Annotated in this window: 25 protein-coding genes; 10 read left to right on the top strand and 15 right to left on the bottom strand. The window is 62.9% G+C overall.

Annotated features, from left to right (window positions below; translation table 11 throughout):
- Positions 1 to 10 precede the first annotated feature (10 nt).
- Together LZ538_RS11105 and LZ538_RS11100 are read right to left on the bottom strand one after the other, a co-directional pair.
- Complete coding sequence (locus tag LZ538_RS11105; RefSeq protein WP_249832072.1) at positions 11 to 1,582, bottom strand: sensor histidine kinase; 1,572 nt, start codon at positions 1,580 to 1,582, stop codon at positions 11 to 13.
- Entirely contained in the window at positions 1,551 to 2,261 is a 711-nt protein-coding gene (locus tag LZ538_RS11100; RefSeq protein WP_249832071.1) for a response regulator transcription factor, read from the bottom strand. Before LZ538_RS11100 ends, LZ538_RS11105 begins: the two co-directional genes overlap by 32 nt.
- A gap of 185 nt (positions 2,262 to 2,446) precedes the next feature.
- Here LZ538_RS11100 and LZ538_RS11095 point away from each other — a divergent pair, with 185 nt between their 5' ends.
- The 3 genes from LZ538_RS11095 (at position 2,447) to LZ538_RS11085 (ending at position 5,255) form a co-directional block, all read left to right on the top strand.
- Positions 2,447 to 4,093 carry a phosphoenolpyruvate carboxykinase gene (locus tag LZ538_RS11095; protein WP_249832070.1) on the top strand — a complete coding sequence of 549 codons (1,647 nt, stop codon included), beginning with the start codon at positions 2,447 to 2,449 and terminating at the stop codon, positions 4,091 to 4,093.
- Between the two features lie 37 nt (positions 4,094 to 4,130).
- Positions 4,131 to 4,577 carry a hypothetical protein gene (locus LZ538_RS11090; protein ID WP_249832069.1) on the top strand — a complete coding sequence of 149 codons (447 nt, stop codon included), beginning with the start codon at positions 4,131 to 4,133 and terminating at the stop codon, positions 4,575 to 4,577.
- Between the two features lie 75 nt (positions 4,578 to 4,652).
- Positions 4,653 to 5,255: a DUF4136 domain-containing protein gene (locus LZ538_RS11085; RefSeq protein WP_249832068.1), complete on the top strand. Its 603-nt coding sequence runs from the start codon at positions 4,653 to 4,655 to the stop codon at positions 5,253 to 5,255.
- A 13-nt stretch (positions 5,256 to 5,268) separates the two neighbouring features.
- On the opposite strand, the gene LZ538_RS11080 is transcribed toward LZ538_RS11085, so the two are convergent.
- The 5 genes from LZ538_RS11080 to LZ538_RS11060 all read right to left on the bottom strand — a co-directional run bounded on the left by LZ538_RS11080 (position 5,269) and on the right by LZ538_RS11060 (position 11,843).
- Positions 5,269 to 7,005: an ATP-binding protein gene (locus tag LZ538_RS11080; RefSeq protein WP_249832067.1), complete on the bottom strand. Its 1,737-nt coding sequence runs from the start codon at positions 7,003 to 7,005 to the stop codon at positions 5,269 to 5,271.
- Positions 6,998 to 8,509 (bottom strand): ATPase domain-containing protein, encoded by a 1,512-nt coding sequence (locus LZ538_RS11075; protein ID WP_249832066.1) that lies wholly within the window; start codon positions 8,507 to 8,509, stop codon positions 6,998 to 7,000. The genes LZ538_RS11080 and LZ538_RS11075 overlap by 8 nt, the downstream gene beginning before the upstream one ends.
- Before the next feature lie 63 nt (positions 8,510 to 8,572).
- A complete protein-coding gene (locus LZ538_RS11070) occupies positions 8,573 to 10,414 on the bottom strand; it encodes a DUF885 domain-containing protein (protein ID WP_249832065.1) in 1,842 nt (613 codons plus the stop codon).
- Positions 10,415 to 10,428: 14 nt separating this feature from the next.
- Entirely contained in the window at positions 10,429 to 10,884 is a 456-nt protein-coding gene (locus LZ538_RS11065; RefSeq protein WP_249832064.1) for an NfeD family protein, read from the bottom strand.
- Positions 10,881 to 11,843, bottom strand: coding sequence for an SPFH domain-containing protein (locus tag LZ538_RS11060; RefSeq protein ID WP_249832063.1), 963 nt, complete (start codon positions 11,841 to 11,843; stop codon positions 10,881 to 10,883). Before LZ538_RS11060 ends, LZ538_RS11065 begins: the two co-directional genes overlap by 4 nt.
- Before the next feature lie 44 nt (positions 11,844 to 11,887).
- On the opposite strand from LZ538_RS11060, the gene LZ538_RS11055 reads away from it, so the two are divergent.
- Genes LZ538_RS11055 through LZ538_RS11040 form a run of 4 tightly spaced genes read left to right on the top strand, consistent with a single transcriptional unit; the run spans position 11,888 to position 15,923 of the window.
- Positions 11,888 to 12,712 (top strand): HpcH/HpaI aldolase/citrate lyase family protein, encoded by an 825-nt coding sequence (locus LZ538_RS11055; RefSeq protein ID WP_249832062.1) that lies wholly within the window; start codon positions 11,888 to 11,890, stop codon positions 12,710 to 12,712.
- A gap of 40 nt (positions 12,713 to 12,752) precedes the next feature.
- Positions 12,753 to 14,225, top strand: a complete 1,473-nt coding sequence (gene guaB / locus LZ538_RS11050) for an IMP dehydrogenase (RefSeq protein ID WP_249832061.1) — start codon at positions 12,753 to 12,755, stop codon at positions 14,223 to 14,225.
- Between the two features lie 3 nt (positions 14,226 to 14,228).
- Positions 14,229 to 15,404 (top strand): RsmB/NOP family class I SAM-dependent RNA methyltransferase, encoded by a 1,176-nt coding sequence (locus LZ538_RS11045; protein WP_249832060.1) that lies wholly within the window; start codon positions 14,229 to 14,231, stop codon positions 15,402 to 15,404.
- Between the two features lie 24 nt (positions 15,405 to 15,428).
- Positions 15,429 to 15,923: a tetratricopeptide repeat protein gene (locus tag LZ538_RS11040; RefSeq protein WP_249832059.1), complete on the top strand. Its 495-nt coding sequence runs from the start codon at positions 15,429 to 15,431 to the stop codon at positions 15,921 to 15,923.
- On the opposite strand, the gene rsmA is transcribed toward LZ538_RS11040, so the two are convergent.
- Genes rsmA through LZ538_RS11020 form a run of 4 tightly spaced genes read right to left on the bottom strand, consistent with a single transcriptional unit; the run spans position 15,920 to position 21,412 of the window.
- Positions 15,920 to 16,738: a 16S rRNA (adenine(1518)-N(6)/adenine(1519)-N(6))-dimethyltransferase RsmA gene (gene rsmA, locus LZ538_RS11035; RefSeq protein ID WP_249832058.1), complete on the bottom strand. Its 819-nt coding sequence runs from the start codon at positions 16,736 to 16,738 to the stop codon at positions 15,920 to 15,922. The genes LZ538_RS11040 and rsmA overlap by 4 nt on opposite strands.
- Entirely contained in the window at positions 16,735 to 17,739 is a 1,005-nt protein-coding gene (gene pdxA, locus LZ538_RS11030) for a 4-hydroxythreonine-4-phosphate dehydrogenase PdxA (RefSeq protein ID WP_249832057.1), read from the bottom strand. The genes rsmA and pdxA overlap by 4 nt, the downstream gene beginning before the upstream one ends.
- A 26-nt stretch (positions 17,740 to 17,765) precedes the next feature.
- On the bottom strand, positions 17,766 to 19,139 hold the full coding sequence (locus LZ538_RS11025; protein WP_430741979.1) for a peptidylprolyl isomerase: 1,374 nt from the start codon (positions 19,137 to 19,139) through the stop codon (positions 17,766 to 17,768).
- Between the two features lie 59 nt (positions 19,140 to 19,198).
- Positions 19,199 to 21,412, bottom strand: coding sequence for an LPS-assembly protein LptD (locus tag LZ538_RS11020; protein ID WP_249832055.1), 2,214 nt, complete (start codon positions 21,410 to 21,412; stop codon positions 19,199 to 19,201).
- Positions 21,413 to 21,556: 144 nt separating this feature from the next.
- Here LZ538_RS11020 and LZ538_RS11015 point away from each other — a divergent pair, with 144 nt between their 5' ends.
- The 3 genes from LZ538_RS11015 to ndk all read left to right on the top strand — a co-directional run bounded on the left by LZ538_RS11015 (position 21,557) and on the right by ndk (position 23,961).
- The gene (locus LZ538_RS11015; RefSeq protein ID WP_249832054.1) at positions 21,557 to 23,008 is read left to right on the top strand and encodes a leucyl aminopeptidase; all 1,452 of its coding nucleotides are present in this window, start codon (positions 21,557 to 21,559) and stop codon (positions 23,006 to 23,008) included.
- Between the two features lie 15 nt (positions 23,009 to 23,023).
- Entirely contained in the window at positions 23,024 to 23,461 is a 438-nt protein-coding gene (locus LZ538_RS11010) for a DNA polymerase III subunit chi (RefSeq protein ID WP_249832053.1), read from the top strand.
- Between the two features lie 77 nt (positions 23,462 to 23,538).
- Entirely contained in the window at positions 23,539 to 23,961 is a 423-nt protein-coding gene (gene ndk / locus LZ538_RS11005; RefSeq protein ID WP_249832052.1) for a nucleoside-diphosphate kinase, read from the top strand.
- Here ndk and LZ538_RS11000 read toward each other — a convergent pair.
- From LZ538_RS11000 to purM, 4 genes are read right to left on the bottom strand one after another with little or no spacing between them, the layout of a single operon-like run.
- Positions 23,958 to 24,401, bottom strand: coding sequence for a DUF6265 family protein (locus LZ538_RS11000; protein WP_249832051.1), 444 nt, complete (start codon positions 24,399 to 24,401; stop codon positions 23,958 to 23,960). The two genes, ndk and LZ538_RS11000, sit on opposite strands and share 4 nt — an antisense overlap.
- Before the next feature lie 43 nt (positions 24,402 to 24,444).
- On the bottom strand, positions 24,445 to 24,807 hold the full coding sequence (locus tag LZ538_RS10995) for an MmcQ/YjbR family DNA-binding protein (protein ID WP_249832050.1): 363 nt from the start codon (positions 24,805 to 24,807) through the stop codon (positions 24,445 to 24,447).
- The gene (gene purN / locus LZ538_RS10990; RefSeq protein ID WP_249832049.1) at positions 24,804 to 25,364 is read right to left on the bottom strand and encodes a phosphoribosylglycinamide formyltransferase; all 561 of its coding nucleotides are present in this window, start codon (positions 25,362 to 25,364) and stop codon (positions 24,804 to 24,806) included. The genes LZ538_RS10995 and purN overlap by 4 nt, the downstream gene beginning before the upstream one ends.
- Positions 25,357 to 26,445: a phosphoribosylformylglycinamidine cyclo-ligase gene (gene purM, locus LZ538_RS10985; protein ID WP_249832048.1), complete on the bottom strand. Its 1,089-nt coding sequence runs from the start codon at positions 26,443 to 26,445 to the stop codon at positions 25,357 to 25,359. Before purM ends, purN begins: the two co-directional genes overlap by 8 nt.

Genomic DNA, 26,445 nt, shown 5'->3' with positions numbered 1-26,445 from the left:
ACGGTGGCGTTCACGGTCGGTCCGCCGCTGGAAGCCGAAGGATGAACCGCGCTCCTGAAGGCGCGTCGTCGCGGTCCTGCACGTCGATCTCTCCGTCGTGGCCTTTGACGATCGCTTCGGCGATCGCCAGCCCCAGTCCGGAATGGCGGCCGAAGCTTTCATTGTCCGGGCGTACGGAGTGAAACCGGTTGAAGATCGCCTCACGCGCTTCGGGAGGAACGCCGGGCCCTTCGTCATCGATGCGGATGCGCACTTCATCGCCCACCCTCGCAACGGCGACCTCCACCAGGCCGCCCGGAGGCGAGAAGCTGACCGCATTGTCGATGATATTGTTGATCGCCCGGACAAGCCTGTCCGGCTTGCCCATCACGACAGCGGTCGCCTTTCGTGGCCGGGCGAATGCGATCCTGGCGTCGCCCTTTTCGCGACGGGTCTCCCAGCTCGAGACGAGTTGCTCGATCAGGGGCCCTAAGTCCACTCGCTCGAACTCGGCGCGCGCGAGCTCGGCATCCGTGCGTGCAGCCTCGCTAATGTCGTTTATGAGGCGATCGAGGCGAATGACGTCGGCGCTCGCGATGCCGATGAGCTTGGCGCGGAGGTCTGGATCGTCGACGCGTTCCAGCCCCTCCATGGCAGAGCGAAGCGACGCCAGCGGATTCTTGAGCTCATGGGTCACATCAGCGGCGAAAGCTTCGATATTATCAATACGTTGCCGGAGGGATTGGCTCATGTCGGAGACCGCGCGGGCGAGCAGACCGATCTCGTCCGTTCGGGTCGGCAGCCTCGGCACGCGGACCTCCCTGGATCGTCCAAGCCGCACCCGATGCGCGGCCATTGCCAGTCGCCGAAGCGGGCGGACAATGGTCTTCGCCAGGAACAATGAGAGCAGAACCGACAATGTGACCAGCGCCGCCATCGTAACCGCCAGGGCTGCACGCTGCCGCCGGATCGTCTTCGTGAAGGCGCGATCGTTGTCGGTCAGGAGGAGCACATTCCCCGCGACCGGGACCGCGGCGGAGAGCACCGGCGTCATGTCGGGGGCATTGCGGACGGCGCTTACCGCCTTGCCTCGCGTCGCGGCCTGACGGGCCTCGGGCCAGGCCTGAAGCCGATCGATGGAAGGATCGATATAATCGTCGAGAGGTTTAGCGCCGACGAGCGCGTTGAATCCACGATCGAGCGCTCGCGCGAAGTCCTTCGTCCACTTCTGCGTGTTCGGATCCTTCAACTCGTAGGTCGGGCCGGTGAGGCGCCAGCTGTCGATCACCATGCGGCCGCCCGAATCATAGAGCCGCATCCTGGTTTCGCCTGTCTTGGACACGGAGGCGAGCAAAGCGGGCCACTTGTCCTGGGGCGTATACGCCAGGGCCTGCGCGGTCGTCGTCACCTCGACGCGCGCCTGCCTGCTGCGCTCCTTACTCAGACGATTTCTGAAAACGTCGAGGTAAAGCACGCTTGCTGCGAGAAGAAAGATCGTGAGCAAATTGACCGCAAGGATGCGGTAGCCAAGCGTCCACTGACCCGACCAGCTCAGCTGGAGGTCGGGATCCTCATTGCTCGTCGAATCGATATCCGACGCCATAGAGGGTCTCGATTGCATCGAAGGTGGAATCGGCAGCCCGGAACTTGCGCCGGATGCGCTTGATATGACTGTCGATGGTGCGGTCGTCGACATAAACATCGTCATTATAGGCAACATCGAGCAATTGATTGCGGTTTTTGACGACCCCCGGCCGCTGCGCCAAGGCCTCCAGGATCAGGAATTCGGTAACCGTGAGGCTTACTTCCTTGCCGTCCCACCGCACTTTGTGACGGGCGGGATCCATCATCAGCCTGCCGCGCTCCAGCAGAGGCTGGTCCGCCTCATCCTGAACCGCGGTAGCCTCACCGCGAGCCAATTCCTGCCGTCTAAGGATTGCGCGAATCCGAGCAATCAGCAGCCGTTGCGAGAAAGGCTTGGCGATATAATCGTCCGCCCCCATTGCCAGCCCCAGCGCCTCATCCAGCTCATCGTCCTTGGACGTAAGGAAGATCACGGGCATGGGGCTGAACTCGCGGAGGCGCCGAAGAAGCTCCATTCCGTCCATAGCCGGCATCTTGATGTCGAAGACGCCCAGGTCGGGAGGGTTGTCGGCAAATGCTTTCAGCGCAGTCGCGCCGTCCGAATAGACGCGCGTAACGAACCCTTCGGCCTGAAGGGCGATCGATACCGAAGTTAGGATGTTGCGGTCGTCGTCGACCAGCGCGATTACCTGGTTCATCCGCTGTGCGTTTCCGTGGCCGCCCCTGACGAAGCGGGCTTAGCCAGCGCTCAATTGCGAGACAAGCAGCCCTATCCATTTTGACCGCGCAACCGAATTCGGCTTATAGGCGCTTAACAGTAAGCGGCGGCAGGCCTGACCGGTCGCCGCCGCTTTTGGCATTTTGGAAAGGGGTAGAATCGACTGTGACGGACCGCGCTCCACGCAAGGGACTTGATGCGCAGGGTATCGCAACGGACGCCGAGATCTTCTGGAATCTCACGACGGCGCCGCTGGTCGAGCATGCGGTGCGTCGCGGCGAGGGCCTGCTCGCGAAGAACGGCCCCCTGCTAGTTGACACCGGCAAGTTCACGGGTCGCAGCGTCAAGGACAAGTTCGTCGTTCGCGATGGAACGACCGAAGAAACAATCAACTGGGGCAAGATCAATCAGCCCATGTCGCCTGAGCATTGGGCCACCCTCAAGGCTGACTTTCTCGAGGCGGTGAAGGGACAGGACGAGCTATTCGTTGCCGACCTTTATGGCGGAAGCCAGCCCGAATATCGCGTCAATGTGCGCGTGATCACGCAGATGGCCTGGCACAATCTATTCGTTCGGACGCTGCTGGTGCGCCCGGATGCGGGCGAACTCGCAGGATTCGAGCCGGAATATACGATCATCAACCTGCCCAGCTTCAAGGCCGATCCGGAGCGCCATGGATGCCGCAGCGACACGGTGATCGCCGTCAATTTCACCGAGAAGATGATTCTTATCGGCAACACCGAATATTCGGGCGAGATGAAGAAGGGCGTGTTCGGCCTGCTGAACTTCCTTCTGCCCGCACAGGGCGTAATGCCGATGCACTGCTCGGCGAATATCGGCGCCGACGGCAGGAGCGCGATCTTCTTCGGCCTGTCCGGTACCGGCAAGACGACGTTGTCGGCAGACGCTAGCCGTACGCTGATCGGCGACGATGAGCATGGTTGGTCCGACACCGCTGTCTTCAATTTCGAAGGCGGCTGCTACGCAAAGATGATCAACCTTTCGGCCGAAGGCGAGCCCGAAATCTACGCGACCACCAAGAGGTTCGGCACGATCCTTGAGAACGTGGCGATGGACGAGGAAACGCGCGAGCTGGACTTCACCGACGCCAGCAAGACAGAGAATACGCGCGGCGCCTATCCGATCGACTTTATCCCAAATACGTCGAAGGAAAATCTTGGACCCCCGCCGTCGACGATCATCTTCCTAACGGCGGATGCGTTCGGCGTCCTTCCGCCGATCTCCCGGCTCACGCCGGACCAGGCGATGTATCACTTCCTGTCGGGCTACACCGCTAAGGTTGCCGGCACCGAAATTGGCGTCACCGAACCGGAAGCAACTTTCTCGACCTGCTTCGGTGCTGCTTTCATGCCGCGTCGCCCGACTGTTTACGGCAATTTGCTGAAGGAGCGGATCGCCAGGGGCGGAGCGGACTGCTGGCTGGTCAACACGGGTTGGACGGGCGGCAAGTACGGGGTCGGCAAGCGCATGCCGATCAAGGAAACGCGGGCGCTTCTCAATGCGGCGCTCGACGGCAGCCTGAAGAACGTCGAGTTCCGGAAGGATCCGAATTTCGGCTTCGAGGTACCCGTTTCGGTGCCTGGCGTCGACACCTCGATCCTGGATCCGCGCAGCACCTGGGCAGATGCGGCGGAGTATGACCGCACCGCCGCCAAGCTGGTCGACTTGTTCGTTCAGAATTTCGCCGAGTTCGCCCCGCACGTGGATGAGGGCGTGCGGCAATCGGGTCCAAAGCAAGGGCAAGCGCAACAATCGGCGCAGGCCCCAGCTCCGCAGGCCACTTCAGTTTAGGCCCGGTCACCGATCGGGCCCTTCCAAGGATCCGATCATGATCGATTACAGCCCACGACTCTTCACTTCCGATGCCGAGATCGCGCATCTCGGCGAAGGCCTCCTCTCGCGCACGCTAGCGCGCGGGGAGTGGACCCATGAAGCGCATCTCGCCGCGACAACCTATCTGCTGCTCAGACGGCCGGACATCGACTTGGACAGGGAGTTGCCGGCCATCATCCGCAGCTTCAACGAAAGCATCGGCGGCGTGAACAGCGATACGGAAGGATACCACGAGACGATCACCCGCGCGTTCCTTCGCGGCGTCCGCCTTTTCCTGGAGGAAGCCGATCCGGACGCGCCGCTGCACGAGCTCGTCAACGACCTGCTGCTTTCGCCTATGGGGCGCCGCGACTGGCCCTTGCGCTTCTACTCTCGTGAGCACCTTTTCTCGGTCGCGGCGCGCCGCAACTTCGTACCACCTGATCTCGGTACGTTGCCGTGACGACTAAGGGGTTCTACTGATGGCGAGCTGCCCGTACGGGGCAGAGATGGACTTCAGAGATTAGGGAGAACGACCATGCGGGTCTTTCCCTTGGCTGCCGCATTACTGTTGTCGGCCTGCGCCTATGGGCCGACGATCCGGACAGACTTCGACCCGGCCGCGAACTATGCGAGCTATCGAACCTATAGCTGGATACCCGTCGACGTTCCGCGCGGCATGAATCCATTGATGTTCCGGCGAGTGCAGGCGTCGATCGATCGCGAGCTGAACACTCGCGGATTCACCCAGGCCAATCCTGGCGATTTCGCGATCGCTTTCACCATTGGTGAGCAAGACCGCACCGAGGTGCAAAGCTACGGCGGTTACGGCGGCTGGGGCGGCTGGGGCTGGGGAAGCGGTTGGCACGGCTGGGGCGGCTGGGGCGGCGGCTGGGGCTGGGGTCCGGGCTGGGGCGGTTGGGGTTATCCCTATATCGATTCCTATCAAGTGACCGAGCGGAGCCTGGTCATCGACATATATGACGCCAAGACGCGCCAACCGGTCTGGCACGGGGTGGCGCAGAAAGATTCCTACTCCGACGAGATCGATTATTCCAAGCTCGATGCGACGGTGTCCGCGGTGCTTGCGGGATTCCCGCCTCCGCCCGGAGCGCAGCCGCGGGGATGGGCCTCCCGCTAGCGCCTGGTGGGGGTCAGTCGCCCCGGTCTCTCCGAGCTTCCGCGAGATCGACGACTTTGGCGCGCTCAGGTTTAGCACCGCTCAGGGCAGCCTGGATGCTCGCCGCAAGGTCCGCCATTCGGAACGGTTTCCTGACGAGCAGTGCATTGTCGAGCTCCTCGCCGAACTCCTCGATGTCGGCGTAGCCACTCGCGAACAGCACCTTGTCCAATCCGCCTTTCCGCGCGAGTCTCGCAACTTCGGCCCCGTTCATGCCAGGCATCATGATGTCGGTGATCAACAGGTCGAAACGCCCCCGTTCCAGGGCCCGGATGGCATCTTGGCCGCTGCCGAATGACGAGACTGGGTAACCCAGCTCCTCGATCATTGCTTCGGCAGCGCCGCGAACGTCGTCATCGTCGTCCACCAGCAAGATCCGTGCCCGATGGATCTGGTCCGGCGCAGTCGACGTTTCTCCGGCTCGATGCGGCATTGCGATCGTCCGGGGCAAGTAGATCCGGACGGTAGTGCCCTGGTTTTCCTGGCTGTCGATCTTGGCAGTGCCGCCGGACTGCTGAGCAAAGCCATAGAGCTGCGACAGGCCAAGACCCGTGCCCTTGCCTGCTTCCTTGGTCGTAAAAAAGGGCTCGAAGGCTTTCGCCAGAACCGATTGGTTCATGCCGACGCCGGAGTCGCTTACTGCAATCGACACATATTCGCCGGGCTTCAATTCGCTGCTCAAGTCGTCCGGCACGGCGGAAGCGTTGCTCGTCGAAATCCGCAGCGTACCTCCCGAGGGCATCGCGTCGCGAGCATTGATGGCGAGATTGAGGATCATCATCTCGAGTTGCGTTCGGTCGGCGAGAGCCGGCCACAATGCCGGGTCGAGGACGGTCTCCAGCCGGATTCGCGGACCCAGCGATCGAGCGAGCAGGTCGCCCATGCTGGAGATGATGTAATTGACGTCGATCGCTACCGGCGAGAGGCGCTGCCTCCGCGAGAAGGCCAGCAACTGCGCCGTTAGGGTGCCGCCTCGCTCGGCTGCATGGAGCGCATTCCGAGCCAGACGCAATGTGCGCTCGTCATCCGAGCGCTTGATCAGCAGATCAAGCGATCCGATCACTGCGGTCAGCAGGTTGTTGAAATCGTGGGCGATACCGCCTGTCAGCTGGCCCAGGGCCTCCATCTTCTGTGCCTGCACCAGGCGTTCTTCGGCCCTTTCGCGCTCGGCGATTTCCGCGGTCAGGCGGTCGTTGGCACTTGCCAGCTCTCTCGTACGCTCACGCACCTTGCTCTCGAGCGACTGGGCGAGGGCGCGCAGCTCTGCCCGAGCGCTTTCAAGCTGTTCAAGATGGCGCGCCGCCAGGCGCTGACGGTCGCGACTCCTGATCGCCGATCGTGCCGCGCTGACCAGCGACGCAGGGTGCAGCGGCCTTTCGAGCAAAGTGGCGTTGAGCGTCTGTTCGATCCCCAGCAGGTTGCTGCGCCCGCGGTCGCTCCGCCGCGTAAGCACGATGAAGGGGAAGTCGGACCAGGTCGGCTGCCTCTCTGTCGCTTTTCGCAGCTCGTTGACGCCAATTCGCGTCAGGCCCTCGTCGGTAATGATGGCGCCGGCCGCAGCGCCGCTCTCAAGGGCGCAGACGAGTGCGTCGCCGGTGGCGTCGATCTGCGCGCCTATCCCGGCATCCGCCAACAAGGCCGATAGTACCGACCCATCGCGGCCGTCAGGCGCGAGGATCAGCAAGGAATTAGGATCAGTCGGCTTATCCACCCCGATCCTCGAGAAGCCTCTCCCGTCCCTCGTAAATCGGCGTTCCGGTCAGCACGCCCCGAAAACCGTCCAGCTTGCCGCCGACCTGGACGCCGCCCTGGTCGATGCGCATCTCGCGGATCGAGCTTTCGTGAGGGCCGGTCCGCTTCTTCACCACCGATATAGCGCGGCGGATTTCGCCTTCGGCTTCGAAGAAGCGCAGCAGCAGCACTGCATCGGAGAGGTAGGTCATATCCACGGGTGTCTGCATCTGACCCACCATCCCGCTCTGCGTGAGGATGACGAAAGTGAGCACGCCCTGCTGGTTCAGGTAAGTCAGCATTTCGTGCATCTGCAGGAGCATGAATTGCTCTTCCGGCATCGCGTGCTGGTAACCGGTCAGGGAGTCTAGCACGACCACCGTGGCCCCATCGTCGACGGCTTTCGAGACCGCTCCGGCAAGTTCGCCAGGCGAGAGCTCCGCCGGATCCACCTGGCGGAAAAGGAACTGACCTTGATTGGCTTCGACCTCAGGGTCCCAACCGAGGCCCCGCGCGCGCTGAACGAATATTCGCTCCGTCTCGTCGAAACTGACGAACAACGTTTTCTCGCCGCGCTGGAGCGCCGAGCGGACATATTGCATCGCGATGGTCGACTTGCCGGAGCCAGAAGGGCCAACCACCAAGGTGGAGGTTCCATAGTCCAGCCCGCCCCCGACCAGCTCGTCGAGCTGGGCTATGCCGCTGCGCGCCTGATTTTGCGGGACTTCGAGCTGCGGATGTGAACCGGCCACGAGGCGCGGGAAGATCTCTAGCCCGCCCGTCCGGATCAGGAAATCGTGAAAGCCCCCATGGAAGGCCCGGCCGCGCATCTTGTAGACGCGCAGGCGGCGGCGCTCGGCACCGTAGGTGAGGGCGATCTGCTCAAGCCTCACCACGCCGTGAGCCAGGCTGTGCAGGCTAAGGTCGTCCGGACCCTGCGTGAGGTCGTCGAGGAACAGGACGGTGCAGTTGCGCGCTGCGAAGAAGTGCTTGAGCGCGAGAACCTGGCGCCTGAAGCGCAGGGGTCCCTGGGCCAGGAGGCGGATCTCCGAAAGGCTGTCGAAGACGATGCGCGCGGGCGCGACCCGTTCGACTTCCGCCATCACGAGCTTCACCGTTTCACCGAGCTCGAGGTCCGAAGCGTAGAGGATCGATTGCTCTCGTTCCGGATCGAGGCTCAGCTCGGGGGGGACTAGCTCGAAGATGTCGATCCCGTTGAGATCCCAGCCGTGAGTCTGGGCGACGTTGATCAGTTCGTCGCGGCCTTCGGTGAGTGTGATGTACAGGCACCGCTCTTTCTTCCGCTTTCCTTCGAGAAGGAATTGCAGGCCGAGTGTCGTCTTGCCGGCGCCTGGTTCGCCTTCGACCAGATGAATGCGGTTTGCCGCGAAACCGCCGCGAAGGATGTAGTCGAGGGTCGGAAGGCCTGAACTTACAGGCCCGGCCTCGGTCAGGAGCTCGCGCTCCTCATCGATATCAGCCATTCATTCTCCTTGAGGCGAGCTGCCACGCCGCTCGAATCCAACACAGCAATACGGCTGAAGGCCTCAACCGTTCCGTGCGCGAGCGATGTAGTCGTCCACATTCTTGGCGAGCACGTCCATTGGGACGTTGCCGCCGAGCACCACCGCATCATCGAATGCCTTGATGTCGAACCGCGGCCCAAGCGCTGCTTTGGCCTTGTCGCGCTCACGGTTGATGGTGGTGTGGCCGACCTTGTAGCCGCATGCCTGGCCGGGCCAGCTGCAATAACGGTCGACTTCGCTTGCGACTTCTTCGGGCTTGGAGCCGTTGCGTTCGACGAAGAAGCGAACACCCTGTTCGCGGCTCCAGCGCTTTGCGTGAAGCCCCGTGTCGACGACGAGGCGGCAGGCGCGGAATGCGAGCGACTGGAGGTAGCCGAGCTTGCCGACCTCGAAATCGTCGTAGACGCCGAATTCGTCCGCGAGCTGCTCGGCATAGAGCGCCCAGCCTTCCGAATAAGCATTGAAGGCGAGCATGGTGCGGATGAGCGGCATCTTGTTCGCATATTCGCCCTGCCACACGTGACCGGGGATCGCTTCATGGTGAGCGAGATCCGGCAGGTCGTACCTCCTGTGAAGATCGGTGGTGCGGAGGTTGATCCAGAACTTGCCTGGGATGGAGCCATCGATGGAGCCGGCTCCGCCATAAGCGCCAGGCGCTCCGGGCTCTTCTTCCGGTGGAAGTCGCCGCACTTCCAGGTTGCCGCGGACCAGCGTGTTGAACATATGCGGCAGCTTCGACCGAACGATCTTCAGCCTCTCCTGGATGAAGGCCATGATTTCCGCGCGGCCCTTGTCGCCGTCCGAGAATTTGTAGCGGGGATCGTCCGATAGCGCCGTCATCCGCGCTCCGACGGATCCCTGGGTGTAGCCGAGCTTGCGCAGGATCACGTCCATGCGCGCATGAAGGGCTTCGAGCTCGGACAGGCCCATCGCGTGGACCTCGTCCGGCGTCATCATGGTCGTGGTCGAGGCCTTTAGCGCCCAGCTGTAATATTCATCGCCGTTCGGCCTCGACCACATGCCGGCATCGCCGGTGGCCATGCCGCGCTGGAGCGTGAGCTCCGCGATCTGGCGCTCAAGCGCGGGCGCGACTTCCTTCTGGGCGATGGCGCGGGCGCGGTCGGCCCAATTGCCAGGAATCTTCTCCTCGCGCGTCCGGCGTTCGATCGATTCGACGAGCCCTCCGCCCTCGCGCGCGCCCTTCGCCGATTGCTTTAGCTGGTTGAGCGCCTTGTCGAGCAGGAAGGCTGGCGGGATGAGACCCTTGTAACGATAGGCGATGACGCGCCCCAGCTCATTGTCCAGCTGCTGCGGGTACGAAGCGAGCCGGGCGAGATAGGCTTCCGCGTCGGCCGCATTGTCGATCGGATGGTCGGAATCGAGGAAGCGCGGCACGTCGAGGTAGGCGCCGACATTCTGGATCACGACATAAGGCGTGTTGCGCCAGCCGCCGACGGCGACATCGCCGTAGGGCAGCATGAACCCTTCGAGGGAAGTTGCGTAGGCGCTGCGCACGACCTCAATGCTCGTGCGGGTCGCATGCGATAGGTTGCTGACGTCTACGGCGTTGGCGCGAGCAAGGTCCGAACGCAGGGTCTGCGCGACCCGCTGCGTCCCAATCCCGGAACGGTCGCTGAGTTGGGAGCGGAGATAGGCGCGCTCGCCTTTGTCGATTCCGAGCGACGTCGCGCTCTCGGGTGACAAGCGAAGCAAATTCTCGGCGATGGAGTCGAGGAGCGCATTCGCCTCGGCTTCAGATGCCGGCGCGGGCTGGCCGAAAGCCGGAGACTGGATAAGAGGGAGGGCAGTTGCCGCGCCGAGGCTGGCGAGCGCCTGCCGCCTGGTAAGCTGAAAAGCGTTCAAGTCGTGGAGCTCCGCTACGCAGAAGGAAGTGTACGCTCGACTTCCACGTTCAGGCAGTTCCCGTCAACGCTAACGATGCGCACTCGCTGTCCAGTCGTGGCGGGACCGCCGCGCGCGCTCCATTCGCTGTCGCCGACACGCACTCGGCCGCCATGTTCGTCCACTGCCTCGACGACCGTTACAACCTTGCCGATCAGCCGACCCGCCCGATCGTTCAATAACGGGTCACTGCTGTCGGCGTTGCGGTTGGCGTAGAACCGCCGTCCAATCAGCACGGCGAGCAAAGCATATAGCGCGAACAGCGCGAGTTGCGGGACCGTCCCGAGATCGAACAGCATCGTGAACAGGCCGGTCGCCACTGCAGCGGCGCCGATGAACACGAGGAAGAAGCCGGGCGCGATGACCTCGGCGATCAGTAGAATGACACCGCCAATCAGCCACAACCATCCGGGATCTATGCCTTCGATCATTTCGTGTCGGGGACGCTCGGCACGGCCTTGCCCCTGATCTGCGGAACGTTTTTGTCGGCCATGACGTCCTTCGCCAGCTCGCCGATGCCGCCAAGGGTGCCGATCAGCTGGGTGGCTTCTACCGGGAAGAGTATCGTCTTCGCGTTCGGCGAAGTTGCGAACTTACCGAGCGCCTCAACGTACTTTTGCGCGATGAAATAGTTGATCGCCTGGGTGCTTCCGCCTTCGATCGCGTCGCTGACCGATTTGGTCGCGGTGGCTTCGGCCTGGGCAGCGCGTTCACGCGCCTCGGCCTCGCGGAACGCGGCTTCCTTCAGGCCTTCCGCTTGCAGGATCTTCGCTTGCTTCTCGCCTTCCGCGCGGAGGATCTCGGAAGCGCGCATACCTTCGGATTCGAGGATTGCGGCGCGCTTCTCGCGTTCGGCCTTCATCTGCCGGGTCATGGCGTTGACGATGTCCGACGGCGGCCGAATATCCTTGAGCTCGACCCGTGTAATCTTGACGCCCCAGGCTTCGGTGGCGTGATCGACCACGGCGAGAAGGCGAGCGTTGATCTCGTCGCGCTTGGAAAGGGTCTCGTCGAGATCCATTGAGCCCATCACCGTGCGCAGGTTGGTGGTCGAGAGGGCCATGATGGCTGTGTAGAGGTCGCTGACTTCATATGCCGCCTTGGCCGCGTCGAGCACCTGGAAGAAAACGACGCCATCGACCGCCACCATCGCATTGTCCTTGGTGATGATCTCCTGACCCGGGATGTCGAGCACCTGTTCCATCATGTTGATCTTCCGGCCGACGCGGTAGAAAAACGGAGGAACGAAATTGAAACCCGGCTGCGCGACCCGTACGAACCGTCCGAAATGCTCGATCGTGTAGCGATATCCCTGGTGGACGATCTTGACGCTCATCATCACTACCAGAAGTACGAGGACCGCGATGGCGGTCATGAACGTCGTGAGCATGCCTCTTCCTCGAAATTGCGCTTTCGAGGCATGATGCGACGGCGATGAGCGGAGCGGAAGGAAAAAGCGACATCGACCTTTTCGCCGTACGGTCTCTGCTGTTTCTGCCGGCGTCCAATCCACGGGCCATCGAGAAGGCGCGAGGGCTCGATGCCGACCTGGTGGTGCTCGATCTGGAGGATGCGGTTAAGCCGGCTGATAAGTCCGCCGCGAGAAGCGCGGCTGTCGAGGCTGTCGCATCCGAATGGCGGCAGCCGGTCGCCATTCGGGTAAACGGGGCGGGAACCGAGTGGCATTCCCTCGACCTCGATGCCGTCGCGGGATCGGCGGCGAGCGCCTTCGTGATTCCCCGCGCCAGCTCGGCGCATCTTGTCAGGGAAGCGCGGGAGGCCGCAGGCAAGCCCGCTTTGGCGATGATCGAGACCGCCGCCGGCGTGCTCGCTGCGGCCGGCATCGCGCCCGAGACGGCTGGGCTGATCGCAGGAACCAACGATCTCCGCGCTGATCTCAGACTACCGCTTGCCGCGACGCGCGAGCCTATCAGCGCTTCGCTACAGATGATCGTCCTTGCGGCCCGCGCAGCCGGCGTCCCGGTGTTCGACGGGGTCTTCAATGGACTGAGCGATGCGGAAGGCTTCGAAGCGGAATGCCAGGATGGACGCAATCTAGGCTTCGACGGAAAGAGTCTCATCCATCCCAGCCAGATCGACCCCTGCAACCGCATCTTCGGTCCATCGGAGACCGAGATCGAGCGCGCGCGAAAACTGATTGGCGCCTTCGACGGGGGCGCCGAACGATTTGAAGACGAGATGATCGAGCGCATGCACGTCGAGGCTGCAAGACGCGTGTTGGAGCGAGCCAAGTCCTAGGCGCACTTGGCGAATCGCGCTTCACCTGTCATGGGCCGATATGGCTCAACCGAATAAAACTGCCGAAATCCCCCTTGGTCTGACGTTTGACGACGTCCTTCTCCAGCCGCTGGAATCGAGCGTCCTTCCCAGCCAGGCCGACACCAAGACGCGGCTGACCCGCGAAATCCCGCTCAATATTCCGATCCTGTCCTCGGCGATGGACACGGTGACTGAAGCCGACATGGCGATCGCGCTCGCGCAATTGGGCGGCATCGGCGTCCTTCACCGCAACATGGGAGTCGAAGAGCAGGCGGCGGCAGTCCGCGCGGTGAAGCGCTTCGAAAGCGGTATGGTGGTGAATCCGATCACGATGACGCCGGATCAGAAGCTATCCGAGGCGCTTGAGCTGATGCGCACGCACAGGATCGGCGGCATCCCGATTGTCGAGAAATCCGGCAAGCTATGTGGCATCCTGACCAACCGCGACGTCCGTTTCGCGGAAAATCCGAACCAATCCGTCAGCGAATTGATGACGAGGGAAAATCTCGCGGTCGTCGGCCTTGGAACAAGCGAGGATGTCGCCCGCCGCATCCTTCACCAGCGACGCATCGAGAAGCTGCTCGTCGTCGACAATCGCGACCATCTCGTCGGCCTGATCACGGTGAAGGACATCGAGAAGGCAGTGGCCGCGCCGCTGGCCACGAAGGACACCGAGGGACGTCTGCGCGCCGCGGCGGCGACTACGGTCGGCGATGCCGGCTTCGCGCGCTCGGAAGCACTGATCGAAGCAGGGTGCGATTGCATCGTGATCGACACTGCCCATGGCCACAACACGGAGGTCGCGCGGGCCGTCGAACGCGTGAAGACCGTGTCCAACTCTGTCCAGGTCGTTGCCGGCAACGTTGCGACGGCGAGCGCTGCGAAAGCGCTAGTCGATGCCGGAGCAGACGCGATCAAGGTGGGCATCGGCCCGGGATCGATCTGCACTACGCGCATCGTCGCGGGCGTCGGAGTCCCGCAGCTGACTGCGATCATGGAAGCGGCAGGCGCTGCCAACGGAGTGCCGGTGATCGCCGACGGCGGAATCCGGACTAGCGGCGATATCGCCAAGGCGCTGGCCGCCGGAGCGTCAACCGTCATGGTCGGGTCCTTGCTCGCGGGCACCGAGGAAGCTCCAGGGGAGATCTTCCTCTATCAGGGGCGCTCTTACAAATCGTACCGGGGCATGGGCTCCGTCGGGGCAATGGCCCGCGGGTCCGCTGACCGCTATTTCCAGCAGGACATCCGCGACCACCTGAAGCTGGTGCCGGAAGGCATCGAAGGCCAGGTCCCGTACAAGGGCCCGGTCCGCGACATCATCCACCAGCTTGTGGGCGGCGTTAAGGCGGCGATGGGTTACACCGGTTCCACTACGATCGACGATTTGCAGAAGCGGGCGAAATTCGTGCGCATCACAAATGCGGGGCTTTCAGAAAGCCATGTTCACGATGTCTCGATCACCCGCGAGGCGCCCAACTATCCGACGCGCTGAGCAATGACGCCCGCCGCGCGCCTGCAGGCAGCGAGCGAGATACTCGACGAGGTTATCGAAGCCGCGGTTCAGGACGGTCCGCCGGCTGACGTCATCGTGTCGCGCTACTTCAAGCGGCGGCGTTATGCCGGATCGAAAGACCGGCGGGCCGTGCGGGAGCTCGTCTTCAGCGCGATACGGCGCAGCGCGGAACGACCCGCAAGCGGGCGGTCTGCTATTGTCGGCCTTGCCGCCGACGATCCTTCCTTGCTCGAATTGTTCGGGGAAGTTCGTGGTCCAGAGCTGCTCAGGGATTCCGAGCAGCGAGCGCCCGCTTCGCTTGTTCCCGAATGGCTCATGGCCGAGCTGTCGCCCTTGGTCACCCGTGATGAATGGCCGGCATTACTGGAGCGCGCGCTGGTCGACATTCGTGTCAACGCAGCACGCACGTCACGAGAGGTGGTTTTAGATCAGTTTCCTGGTGCAGAGGCGACGGAGCTCAGTCCTTGGGGGCTGCGCCTGCCGCCGGACAGCCGCATCGACGATCATCCTGCCTTCGCGGAGGGGCTGATCGAAGTCCAGGACGAGGGGAGCCAGCTCATCGCCCTCGCTTGCGAGCCGCGAAACGGCGAGAAGCTGCTCGATCTTTGCGCGGGTGCCGGCGGGAAGTCTCTCGCCCTTGCTGCCGCGGCGTCGGAAGCCATTATCCTCGCCACGGATTCTAACCGCGCAAGATTGTCGAAACTCCGGCCAAGAGCGGATCGCGCGCGCGCGAAGATCGAAACCCGACTGTTGAATCCTCCTCGGGAGATCGAGGAGCTCGAGGATTGGCGTGGCGTGGCCGACGTGGTGCTGGTCGACGCGCCTTGCTCCGGCAGCGGCACCTGGCGTCGCAATCCAGAAGGGCGCTGGCGACTGACGCCGGAACGGCTGGACCGGCTGGCAGCGGTACAGGAGCGCCTTCTCGACATTGGCGCCGAATTGGTGCGGCCCGGCGGTCGCCTGATCTATGCGGTCTGCTCTCTCCTGTCCCGCGAAGGGTCAGGCCGAATTGCCGACTTCCTCAGCAGCCGTTCATCATGGCAGATACAGGACGCAGGTATCGGTGGCGGTCGAACGGACGGAGCAGGGCGGTTGCTCACTCCAGCTCACGATCGGACCGACGGCTTTTTCGTCGCGCGTCTGGCACGACCGTGCTAGTCGAGCGTTGAAATGGAGAGTTTGATGCGCGCTACGTCTCGTTTCCTGTTGATCGGCCTCGCCAGCCTGGCGCTTGCGGCGCCCGTGTCCGGACAGCGTTCCGACGATCAGATCTTGCCGAAATCCGCCGAGCTGCAGAAGCAGGGGCGGGCGCTATATTCGGCCGGCAAGCTCACGGAGGCGGAAGACCTCTTCGAGACTGCTCTCGCGGTCGACCCGCGCAATCGTGGCGCTTTCGTGGACCTCGCCCGTGTTGCGGAAAAGCAGCACCTGTTCGGCAAGGCTATCCGGATGACAAACAAGGCGCTGCAGCTCGAGCCGAACGATGCGGACGCGATCGCGATCCAGGGTGAAGCCATGGTCGAGCTCGGCGCGGTCGCACGGGCTCAGCAGAACCTGCAGAAGCTGCAGACGATCTGCAGGCAGGGCTGCCCGCAAGTGGCGCAACTTTCCGCGGCCATTACGCGTGGACCGACTGTCGCGTCCGCGAAGACACCCGAAACGCCGAAGACCAACTAACTCAGCAATCGCGCGAGGCGGACGAAATCGTGGACCGATAGGGTCTCGGCGCGCCGCTGCGGGTCAAGGTTGAGATATTCGAGTGCGTCGAGCGCTCCGGGGAGCGCTTTTAGCGTCGAGCGAAGCATCTTCCTCCTTTGCCCGAAGGCCGCCTGCGTAAGCCGCTCCATGACATCGGGGTGGACGCCCTCGGGCTGTTCGCGCGGGACGATGTGCACCACTGCCGAGGTTACTTTCGGCGGCGGTACGAAAGCCGAGCGATTGACCGTCAGCGCGATTCGAGGCGTTGAGCGCCATTGCGCCGCGACGGAAAGCCGTCCGTAGGCGGGCGACCCCGCGCCAGCGACGATCCTTTCGGCGACTTCCTTCTGGAACATGAGGGTCAGCGAACGCCACCACGGCGGCCAATCAGCTCCGAGCCATCTCAGCAGCAAGGCCGTGCCGACATTGTAGGGCAGGTTGGCAACGACATGGGCGCCTTCGCCCGCGAGCGCTCGCTCGTCGATCTCGAGAGCGTCGTCCTCAACCAGCGCCAGGCGCTCCGGAAAGGCGTCCATCAGCTCAGCCAGGGCAGGAATGCAGCGGCGGTCGCGCTCCACGGCCACGACGGAAGCGCCTGCGTCGAGCAACGCGCGCGTCAGTCCGCCTGGACCCGGACCAACCTCATAGACTCGCTGGTTTTGCAGCGGCCCGGGAATGGCCGCAATCCGGGCGAGCAGCTGTCGGTCGAGAATAAAATTCTGTCCGAGCGCTTTGCTTGCGCTGAGACCGTGCCGGGCAATGACCTCCCGAAGCGGCTCGGCTGCCCCGCTCAAGCGGAATCCGCGCGATAGGCCGCGTTTTCGGCTGCCATCCGTATCGCGGCAGCCATTGGGCGCGGATCGGCACGATCCTGGCCCGCTATATCGAAGGCGGTGCCATGATCGGGCGCCGTGCGGACGATCGGCAATCCTAGAGTCACGTTGACGGAATCTTCGAAGTGCAGCGCCTTGACCGGTATCAGCGCCTGATCGTGGTACATGCAGAGCGCTGCGTCATATGCGGCTCTAGCGCGCGCGTGGAACATCGTGTCGGCCGGATGCGGTCCGCTTACCCGCCAGCCTTCAGCGGCGAGCGCGGCAATCGCGGGAGCGATGATCTCCTGCTCTTCCGCGCCCAACATTCCACCCTCGCCGGCATGTGGATTGAGCCCGGAGACTGCCAGTCGAGGTTCGGGGATACCGAAATTGCGTTGCAGACCGCGCAATGCGGCCCGGCCGCGCGATTCTATGAGTGCGCTAGTCAGCTTTTGCGAAATGTCGGTGAGCTTGAGATGGGTCGTTACCGGAACGGTGCGAAGCGTAGGTCCGGCCAGCATCATCGCGACATTACCGGGAGATATCCCGCAGCGTTCGGCTACGAACTCTGTCTGTCCGGGATGCTGGAAGCCGATCGCATAAAGTTGCTCCTTGGCGACCGGGCCAGTGACGACCGCCGCGGCCGAACTTGAGCGGGCGAGGCCGACGGCAAGCTCGAGCGCGTCAAGCGAGCAATGAGCGCCGGCAACGCTGGGATGCCCCGGGGTGTCTGCTTCAGCGGACGCGAGCTGGATCAGCGGCAGCCCCAGGTCGAAGGCGGAATCGGCCTCGCGTGGATCCGAAATGAGCTCGATCGGTCCGTCCCATACTGCCGCGACAGACCGCGGGTCGCCGATCGCAGCGAACACGGGAAGATTGAATGCCGATCGGTTGTCCCAGCATTTGGCGATGACCTCCGGGCCTATGCCCGCCGGGTCCCCCAGGGATACGGCCAAGGGTGTCGTGAGAGGGCTAGCCACCAACTGCCCTTATCGGAATTGCCAGATTACCGGAATTCGATGATCGCATCGCGGCGCAGGTCGCGCAGGTACCGCCGCGACCGCATGTTTATCCGTTCTTCGTTCAGCTGGTTGTACACCTGATCGAAGGTCGGTTCGGTTGGGTCGACCTCGTCGCGGCCGCAGATCACCAGGACTCTAACACCTTCCTCGATCGAGCCGAACGGCTGGGTCGCCTGACCGACCTGCATCGGCAGCATGATCTGCTGAAGGGTCGGCGGAAGATCGCGCATCTTCACCTGATCGCTTTGGACCACTTCGGCCTTGAAGTCCGCTGCAATGCGCTCAGCGCCGCCGCAGCCGCCAACGTTGCGCGCCGCTTCTGCAAATCGGGCCACAATCGGCTCGGCGGACTCTCTTGCCGTGCCTTTCGGAAAGCTGATTGAAACCTGCTTCAGGCTGAGCACGGCGTCGCGCGGGTCGGCAGTAAGGATCTTGCGAGTGTCCTGAACGGCGATGATCGAGACGCCACCCGGGACCTGGATCGGTTCGCTGATCGTGCCAGGGCCCATCTGTCGCAGCGCGGCGGCCAACGGAGCGGGCAATTGTTCGGGGCGGACCCATCCGAGATCGCCGCCCACTGCCGCAGTCGACGCCTCTGAATATTGCCGGGCATAGCCGGCGAAGGACGCGCCGTTCTTCAGCTGCGCGAGGATGCGCGCGGCGTTCGCCTCTGTCTCGGCTTCGTTGGCCGGCGTAGCGGACAGGAAGATCTCGCCTACGCGATATTCCTCCGATCCTTTGGAGGCGTTCATACGGTCGAGCACCGCCTTCACTTCCTCGTCGCCGACGCTGACTCCGCTCTCGATCTTAGCTTGCTGGAGGCGCCGCCACGCCAGTTCTCCTTCGATCTGACGGCGCAGCGACTTGATGGAGGAACCGTTGGCCTCGAGATAGTTGGTCAGCTGCTCGGGCGTCTGTTTCACGTTACCGGCAACGCGCGCGACGGTTTTCTCAATGTCCGCGTTCTTGATCTCGATCTTCTCGGCCTTGGCTGCCTGGATCTGCAGCGTCTCGTCGATGAGATTGCGCAGAATCTGCTGGCGCAAGCGCTCCATTTCTTCGCTCGGTATCTGACCGCCGTTCGCAATGGCTAGAAGCGCGAGGCGCTGATCGATGTCGGTCTGGGTGATCACCTCGCCGTTGACGATCGCGGTCGCCTTCACGACCGACGGCATCTTCTGGCCGAATACTTCGATGGCTTGCGGGAGCTTAAGTCCGCTGGTGCTGCTGGGCGCAGTAGGCTGCGACTCTTGCGATGGGTCCTGGGCGAAGGCGGCGCCGGCGATGGCAAGAGCGAAAAGCGCCGTGGCCGATAGAGCACGCGTCGACTTTGGTACGAAAGCTACCACGTTCAGAATTTCCTTATTCCCCAACCCAATGCGACGACGCCGTTTACCCCGACCCGCTGAACGCAGCCTTAGCGACCGAGTCCTTTCAGCGAGAAGCGGAGGGCGAAGGTACTTCCTTTGCGGAAGGTGCCGAAGTCCTCATAGTCGCGGCGCCACGAGACGCCAAGCTCCAGACATTCATCCTCGTAGGTAAGCCCCAGACGGTGCCTCACCGGGTTGAATCCGTCGGTGGTGGAGAGAGGATCCTCGCGCTGGCTGGTGAGGTCGATGACGGTCGCTCCGAAGATTGACCAGTAGCGGTGGAACAGGATTCGCCCGGCGAGCCGGAGCTCCTCCTTGTCCCGGAGGTCTTCGATCAGGGGGTCGATATCGCGGTTCAGGCGCAAATATCCGACCTGCACGTAGGTTTGCTCGCTGCCCAAGGTCAGGTCGACCTCATTGCGGCGAACCGCAAGATTGTCCTTGTCCAGGCGGAAGCGGTGCGTGATGTCGATGAGGCGCCCATAGCGGATGCGCGTTCTTCCCACGATATCTGAGAAACGGTCTGTAAGACCAGTGCCTTCTGGGAATATTTGTCTCGTGGTGATCCGATAGCTTTGCCCGATTGTGGTCATGATCGATAGTTTTGGACGGTCCAGCGCCCAATCGAATCCATAGGTGACACGGGACCCGTCCTCCCAGCGGTCGTAACCGGGGAAACGGTTCAGGGCGAAGAGGTTGCTGTCCTCGAGGTCGATGGAGCGCGCATCTTCGTTGGGGATTTCCAGATTCTCGGTCGGCGGAGTGAGCACGACCTGCAGGCGGGGCACGAGCCGCTGCGTCCCACCCAATGCCGGACCGATCAGGGGCCATTTCAAGTCGGCGGCGAGAGCTCCGATGCCTCGCGTGTGCCATCCTTCGGTGCCGCGATAGATTGCGACCGCCGTCTCGTTGACCTCATCGGTGTGATAGACGTCACCGCGAGCGTAGCCGGTCAATGTCAGCTCCTGGCCCCAAGGTGTCAGCCGGCGCAGGTCCCAGCGCGCGCTCGCGAACGCCCGCTGCGTGTCCTGGCCGTCGATGCGCAGGATAGAGAGGCTGTTTGCCTGGATCTCGACGCGGCCGCCGGCCACCGGGTTGGGCAAGCGGAAATGGGCGTCGATGGCGGGCAGGGCGAAGGGAATGCGGTCCTGCTCGTCGGTGGACCTCAGCCCCTGGAAGGCCCAGCCGGCAATTGTGATGTACGAATTTGGGCTGATCCGCTCGACATTGATGACGTTGCGAAGCCGGTCGTCGCGCGTGATGTCGTAACGCCGGGTCACGGTCTTGTCGGTCGCTACGCGAAGCGAGCTCGTGATGCTCCAGTACGGATCGAGCTGCGCACGGCCATTGGCTTCGAAATAGGCCCGAATGCCTCGGTCGTTCGCTTCGTCTGTCGCGGTCGGATCGGCGCTTTCGATTTCACCGTAGGTGACGAAACCGCCAATTTGAAAGGCGCCGATCTCGTCCAGCTGGCGGTACTTGGCTTCGAGCGCCGGCCACACGCCCGTGTAGAGGTGAGGGGTGACGGTGAAGTCTCGATTAGGGGCGATTTGCCAGTGATATGGCACAGCGACCTCGAGGCCCTTCTTCGTCGACAGACTGAAGTCCGGCGTCAGCCAACCGGAATCGCCGTTCGTTCCGGTTCCGAATGAGAAGACAGGCAGCAGGGGCAGCGTGATGCCCAATAGCTGGAGGCGCCCACCCTCAAAGCGTACTCGCTCCTGGCTCGGGTCATTTAAGACGCGCGCCGCGGTAATCGACCAGCTCGGCCGCCTCGGGCAGCCGCTCTCGGTGGTGACCGGGCATGGCGAGTAAATCGCGTTTTCGAGGGTCGTGACTCTTCCCGACCTCGTGCCCCGCGCAGCCGCGATCCTTCCCCCACTATCAAGGACGACCAGCAGGTTGTCGACGGTGCCGTCCCGAAGCGTGTCGGTCAGGACGACATTTTCCCCGACCAGCTTGTCGCCTTCCGGAGTGAGGATGACGACGTTGCCGAGGGCGCGCACTTCGCCGCTGTTCCGGTTCCAGACCACCTCATCCGCCGCGAGGTAATTGCCTTCGCGCTCCATGCGCACTGCGCCAGTGGCGGTCACGACATCCGAGTTGCTGTCGTAAGTGACCGCGTCGGCGCTGAACTCGATCACGGGCTCGGTGGCAGCCGGGGCTGCTTGAGGCGCGGGAGCGATCGTCTGCGCGTTGGCGACCGCAGCTGACGCAGCCGCGACCGGCAAGGCAATCCACCAGGCAAATGATCTCCGCAACTCAGTTTGTCCCGCTCATCCGACTGGCTTCGACTCTCGTGCCTATAGCCTCACCCGTTTGCCGACAATCACCGAGGTTTTGCCAAGGCGCCACCCGCAGCTTAAAGGCCGCCTGCAAATCCGTTTTGTTTCGAGGACCCTTTCATGAAAATCCGCTTTGCCGACCGCCTTCCAGACGGAAATTTCGCGCTTGTCGTGCCCGCAACGGGCCCCGACGCCGAATCCGTTCGCAACCTGGGCGGTGAGCTGCGCGATGCCCTCAGCAGGCAGCGGTTCGAAGGTGATGCCGCCAGCGCGGCCGAGCATTTTCAGGGCGGACGCCGGATTGTCGTTCTGGGTCTCGAGAAGAACGGGAATTCCCCGGCGTCGGCAGAAAAGCTCGGCGGCAACGCCGTCGCGCGGCTGCTCACCTCCGGTGAAACCGCGGCGGTTATCGATCTTACGGGTCTGAATTATGATGCGGACGGCGCTGCCCGGGTCGCTCTTGGCGCCGCGCTACGTGCCTGGCGTTATGATCGCTACCGGACCACGCTCAAGGAAAAGCAGAAGCCCACGCTTGCCGAGGTGACGATCGTTGGCGCCGGCGAAGGGGCCGAAGATCGGTACCGGTCTCGCTGGGAGCCGGTGCTGGACGGAGTTGCGCTGACCCGTGAGCTGGTCACCGAACCCGCGAACATCATTTATCCAGAAAGCTTCGTTGAGCGCGTTCAAGCGTCGCTCGATGGGACGGGCGTTGAGATTGAAGTGCTGGATCGCGCCCAGATGGAGAAGCTCGGGATGGGCGCCCTGCTCGGCGTCGCGCAGGGATCGGCGCGCGATCCGCGCCTCCTCATCCTGCGCTGGAACGGCAGCGGCTCAGACGGTGCGCCGACCGCATTCGTCGGCAAGGGCGTGACGTTCGACACGGGCGGAATCTCGATCAAGCCCGCCGCCGGCATGGAAGCGATGAAGTGGGACATGGGCGGCGCCGGGGCCGTCGCGGGCGCCCTCAAGACATTGGCCAGGCGCAAGGCGAAGGCGAACATCGTCGGCATCTGCGGACTGGTCGAGAACATGCCGTCCGGAACAGCGCAACGGCCAGGCGACGTGGTAACAACCATGTCGGGCCAGAGCGTCGAAGTGATCAATACCGACGCTGAAGGGCGTCTTGTCCTCGCCGACGCCATCACTTACGTCGAGCGTACCTATAAGCCTTCGACCATCGTCGATCTCGCGACCCTGACTGGCGCGATCCTCATCAGCCTGGGGCATGAATATGCCGGGTTGTTCTCGAACAATGAAGATCTTGCTGCCAAGCTGACGAAGGCGGGCGACACGTCCGGCGACAAGTTGTGGCGGATGCCGATGGGAGACGTCTTCGACCGTCTGATCGACTCTCCGATCGCCGACATGAAGAACGTCGGCCCACGCGAGGGCGGGTCCATTACCGCGGCCCAGTTCATCCAGCGTTTTATCGATAACGGTGTGCAGTGGGCGCATATCGACATGGCCGGCAAGGCCTGGTCCGACAAAGCCAGTCACGACCGCGAAAAAGGCGCGACGGGTTTCGGCGTCCGGCTGCTCGATCAATATGTGGAAGACGTGATCGAGGCCTGACCAGGCAGGCTGGCGATGCTCGTGGATTTTTATCAACTAGGCTCAAGTCCGGTCGAGCAAATCATCGCCAGCATCGCAGAGAAGCTGCTCTCGCAGGACGGACGGCTTCTCGTCGTCGCCGAAGACGAGGGTGTTCTCGCGCGCCTCGATCGGATGCTCTGGGACCAGGCACCGACAAGCTTCCTGCCGCATGGACTAGCGGGCGGGGCAGAGGACGCGCGCCAACCCATCCTGCTCTCGACAAGCCCCGATGCTCCGAATCTCGCACGGAACATGCTCATCGCCGATGGTCAGTGGCGAGAGGCCGCCCTGGCTTATGACCGCGCATTCTACCTGTTCGACGCCGCGACGCTGGAAGCGGCCCGTTTGGCCTGGAAGTTGCTGGCAGGGCGCGAAGGGGTTGAGAGACGATATTGGGCGCAGGAAGACGGCAAGTGGGTGAAGAAGGCCTGAGGCTTGCCGCCGGGCGCGCTCGCCGCTAGGCGGCGCACCAAATTCCATCCAAACCACCAGCAGGAGATCGCCCGGTCATGGCCGTGACGCGCACCTTTTCGATCATCAAGCCCGACGCCACCCGCCGCAACCTTACCGGCGCGGTCACGAAGATGCTGGAAGAGGCGGGCCTCCGCGTCGTCGCCTCGAAGCGCATCCACATGACGCGCGACCAGGCCGAGGGCTTTTACGCGGTCCACAAGGAGCGGCCCTTCTACAACGACCTGTGTGACTTCATGACGTCAGGTCCTGTCGTCGTGCAGGTGCTTGAGGGTGAAGACGCTGTCGCACGCAATCGACAGGTTATGGGCGCCACAAACCCCGCCCAGGCCGACGAGGGCACGATTCGCAAGACCTACGCGGAATCGATCGAAGCCAATTCGGTGCACGGTTCCGACAGCGACGAGAACGCGAAGATCGAAATCGACTTCTTCTTCAGCCCCGACGAGATCGTCGGTTAATCTGCCGAGGGACGGTCTGGCCGCTGGTAATTCCAGCGGTTGGGCCTGCTTCCGTCTGCGAGCGAGATTTCGGCGCGAAGCCCGGACTCGGTCAGCCGGTAAGTAACGCGCTGCGGGTAATCATGACTCGCGTTCAGGAAGGTGATTGACCGACCGTCGCTTGCTGTCGCCTGGAATGCGACCGGGGTCGCCCCTTTGGGCGATCCGTAGAGCGTCACCGACCCATCGGCTGTCTTTTGAATGCGCATCCACTCCCAGTGGCGCACGCTGTCGGCTGCGCCGTCGCGGCCGGACCCGATCATCAGTCCGCCTCGGGCGCTCGTCCAGCATTCTTCGGTCCAGCCGTCGGTACGCTTTTCCTCCCAACATCCGGCGAGAAAGCTCGGCATGGGCAATTCGGCATTGGCGGCATTGGCAAGAATCAAGAGGGTAAGGATCATGACGGTTCTCCGTTGATCCCCGAGTTAACCCGAACAGTAATCGCTACCTTCCGCCCGCTTCAAGCAGTCTTTGTGGTGCCGCCATCTCCCAGCTCTGGGAAATGCGGTCGACCACATGGCTCCAGTCGACGGCCGGGCCAGCCAGGTTCACGGACACCCAACCCGACGAGCCGAGGTAGGCTGGCTTGGAATAAACTTCCGGCGCCGCATCTAGCAGGGTCGCCTGCTCATCGAGGCTGCTCGTGCGCACACAAACCACCGTCTTCCCGTCGCCATGGTGGTTGTCTCGAAACTGCGCGAATTGTTTGCCGGCCACGAAGAAGGTCGGTTGCCCATGCGAGGCACGCTCCTCCGTTTCGGGAAGAGCCAACGCAGTCTCGCGGACGATTTGCAGGGCGTCGATCATCGGCAGACGAACTCGTTCAAGAGCCGCGGATATAGCGCATGCTCCGCCAAAAGAACGCGCTGCTCGAGGCTTGCAGGGGTTTCACCCGGTTCGATCGGCACTTCGGTCTGTCCGAGGACTTCTCCTGCATCGAGCTCGTCAGTGACGATGTGCACGGAACAGCCCGCAATCTTGTCGCCGGCGTCGATCGCACGAGCGTGTGTGTCCAGGCCGCGATATTTAGGCAGCAGGGAAGGGTGGATGTTGACGATTCGTCCCCGCCATTCCTCCACGAACCACGGCGACAGGATCCTCATGAATCCCGCTAAGGCGATCGTGCCGACCGACTGCTCATCGAGGACCGCGCTGACCACGCGATCATACGCCTCCTTCTCGGCGCCCTTGCTGTCCTGTGACCAGGTGGGAAGGCCATGGGCGCGGGCCCATTCGAGGCCCGGTGCTCGCGGTTTGTTCGAAACGACGAGGGCCACCTCGTAGGAAATCGCATTTTCGACGAGCGCGCGCATGTTGCTCCCGCGCCCCGAAATCAGGATCCCGACGCGCCGCGGATCACGCATGATGGATTGCGGACCAGTCCTCTGAAGAATTCCAATTCCGACCGCCGGTTACCGTGCAGCCGCGCTGCCCTTCGTCGATACGGCCGATCCGGTAGACCACTTCACCGGCGCTTTCGAGGGACGCTTTGACATGGTCGACCTCGTCCACATCCGCGATCACGGCCATGCCGATCCCGCAGTTGAAGGTTCGCGCCATCTCCTGTGGAGCAATCCGACCGCCTTCTTGCAGCATCCCGAATATCGTCGGCAGGTCCCAAGAGGATGTTTCGATCACTGCATGGCAGGAATCCGGCAGAACTCTCGGAATATTCTCTAGAATTCCGCCACCGGTAATATGCGCAAGTCCCTTGATGCGGCCTTGCTGGACTAGGGCTAGAAGTGAGCGAACGTAGATTCGGGTTGGCGTAAGCAATGTCTCGCCAAGGCTGCGTCCGTCGTGTGAAGGAAGGCTTTGCGTCAAATCCCACCCGCGGTCAGCGATGATTCGGCGGACGAGCGAAAAGCCGTTGCTGTGGACACCTGAGCTGGCGAGCCCAAGAACGACGTCACCAGGGCAGATGCTGTCGCCCGTCAGCACCTTTTCCCGTTCAACGGCGCCTACGCAGAACCCGGCGAGGTCGTAGTCGCCGTCCGCATACATCCCCGGCATTTCGGCGGTCTCGCCCCCGATCAGGGCGCAGCCAGCCTGGCGGCATCCCTCTGCGATAGAGGCCACAACCTTGGTCGCGACATCGTTATCGAGTCTGCCGGTCGCGAAATAATCGAGGAAGAACAAAGGCTCAGCGCCCTGAACGATGAGATCGTTGGCGCACATCGCGACCAGGTCGATCCCCACGCCATCGTGGCGACCGGTTTCGATCGCCAGCTTCAGCTTTGTGCCGACCCCGTCGTTGGCTGCGACAAGCAGGGGGTCGCGATAGCCGGCACTCTTTACATCGAAGAAACCGCCGAAGCCGCCCAGTTGCACGTCCGCGCCGGGGCGCGATGTGGATTTTGCAAGCGGTGCTATGGCCTTCACCAGGGCATTGCCGGCGTCGATCGATACGCCCGCATCGGCGTAAGTGAGGGGCTTTTGGCTCAT

It is taken from the genome of Sphingomonas hankyongi, assembly GCF_023516575.1.
GTDB lineage: Bacteria > Pseudomonadota > Alphaproteobacteria > Sphingomonadales > Sphingomonadaceae > Sphingomicrobium > Sphingomicrobium hankyongi.
The sequence above is the reverse complement of the archived record's forward strand: the minus strand, read 5'-3'. Positions and strand labels throughout refer to the sequence as shown.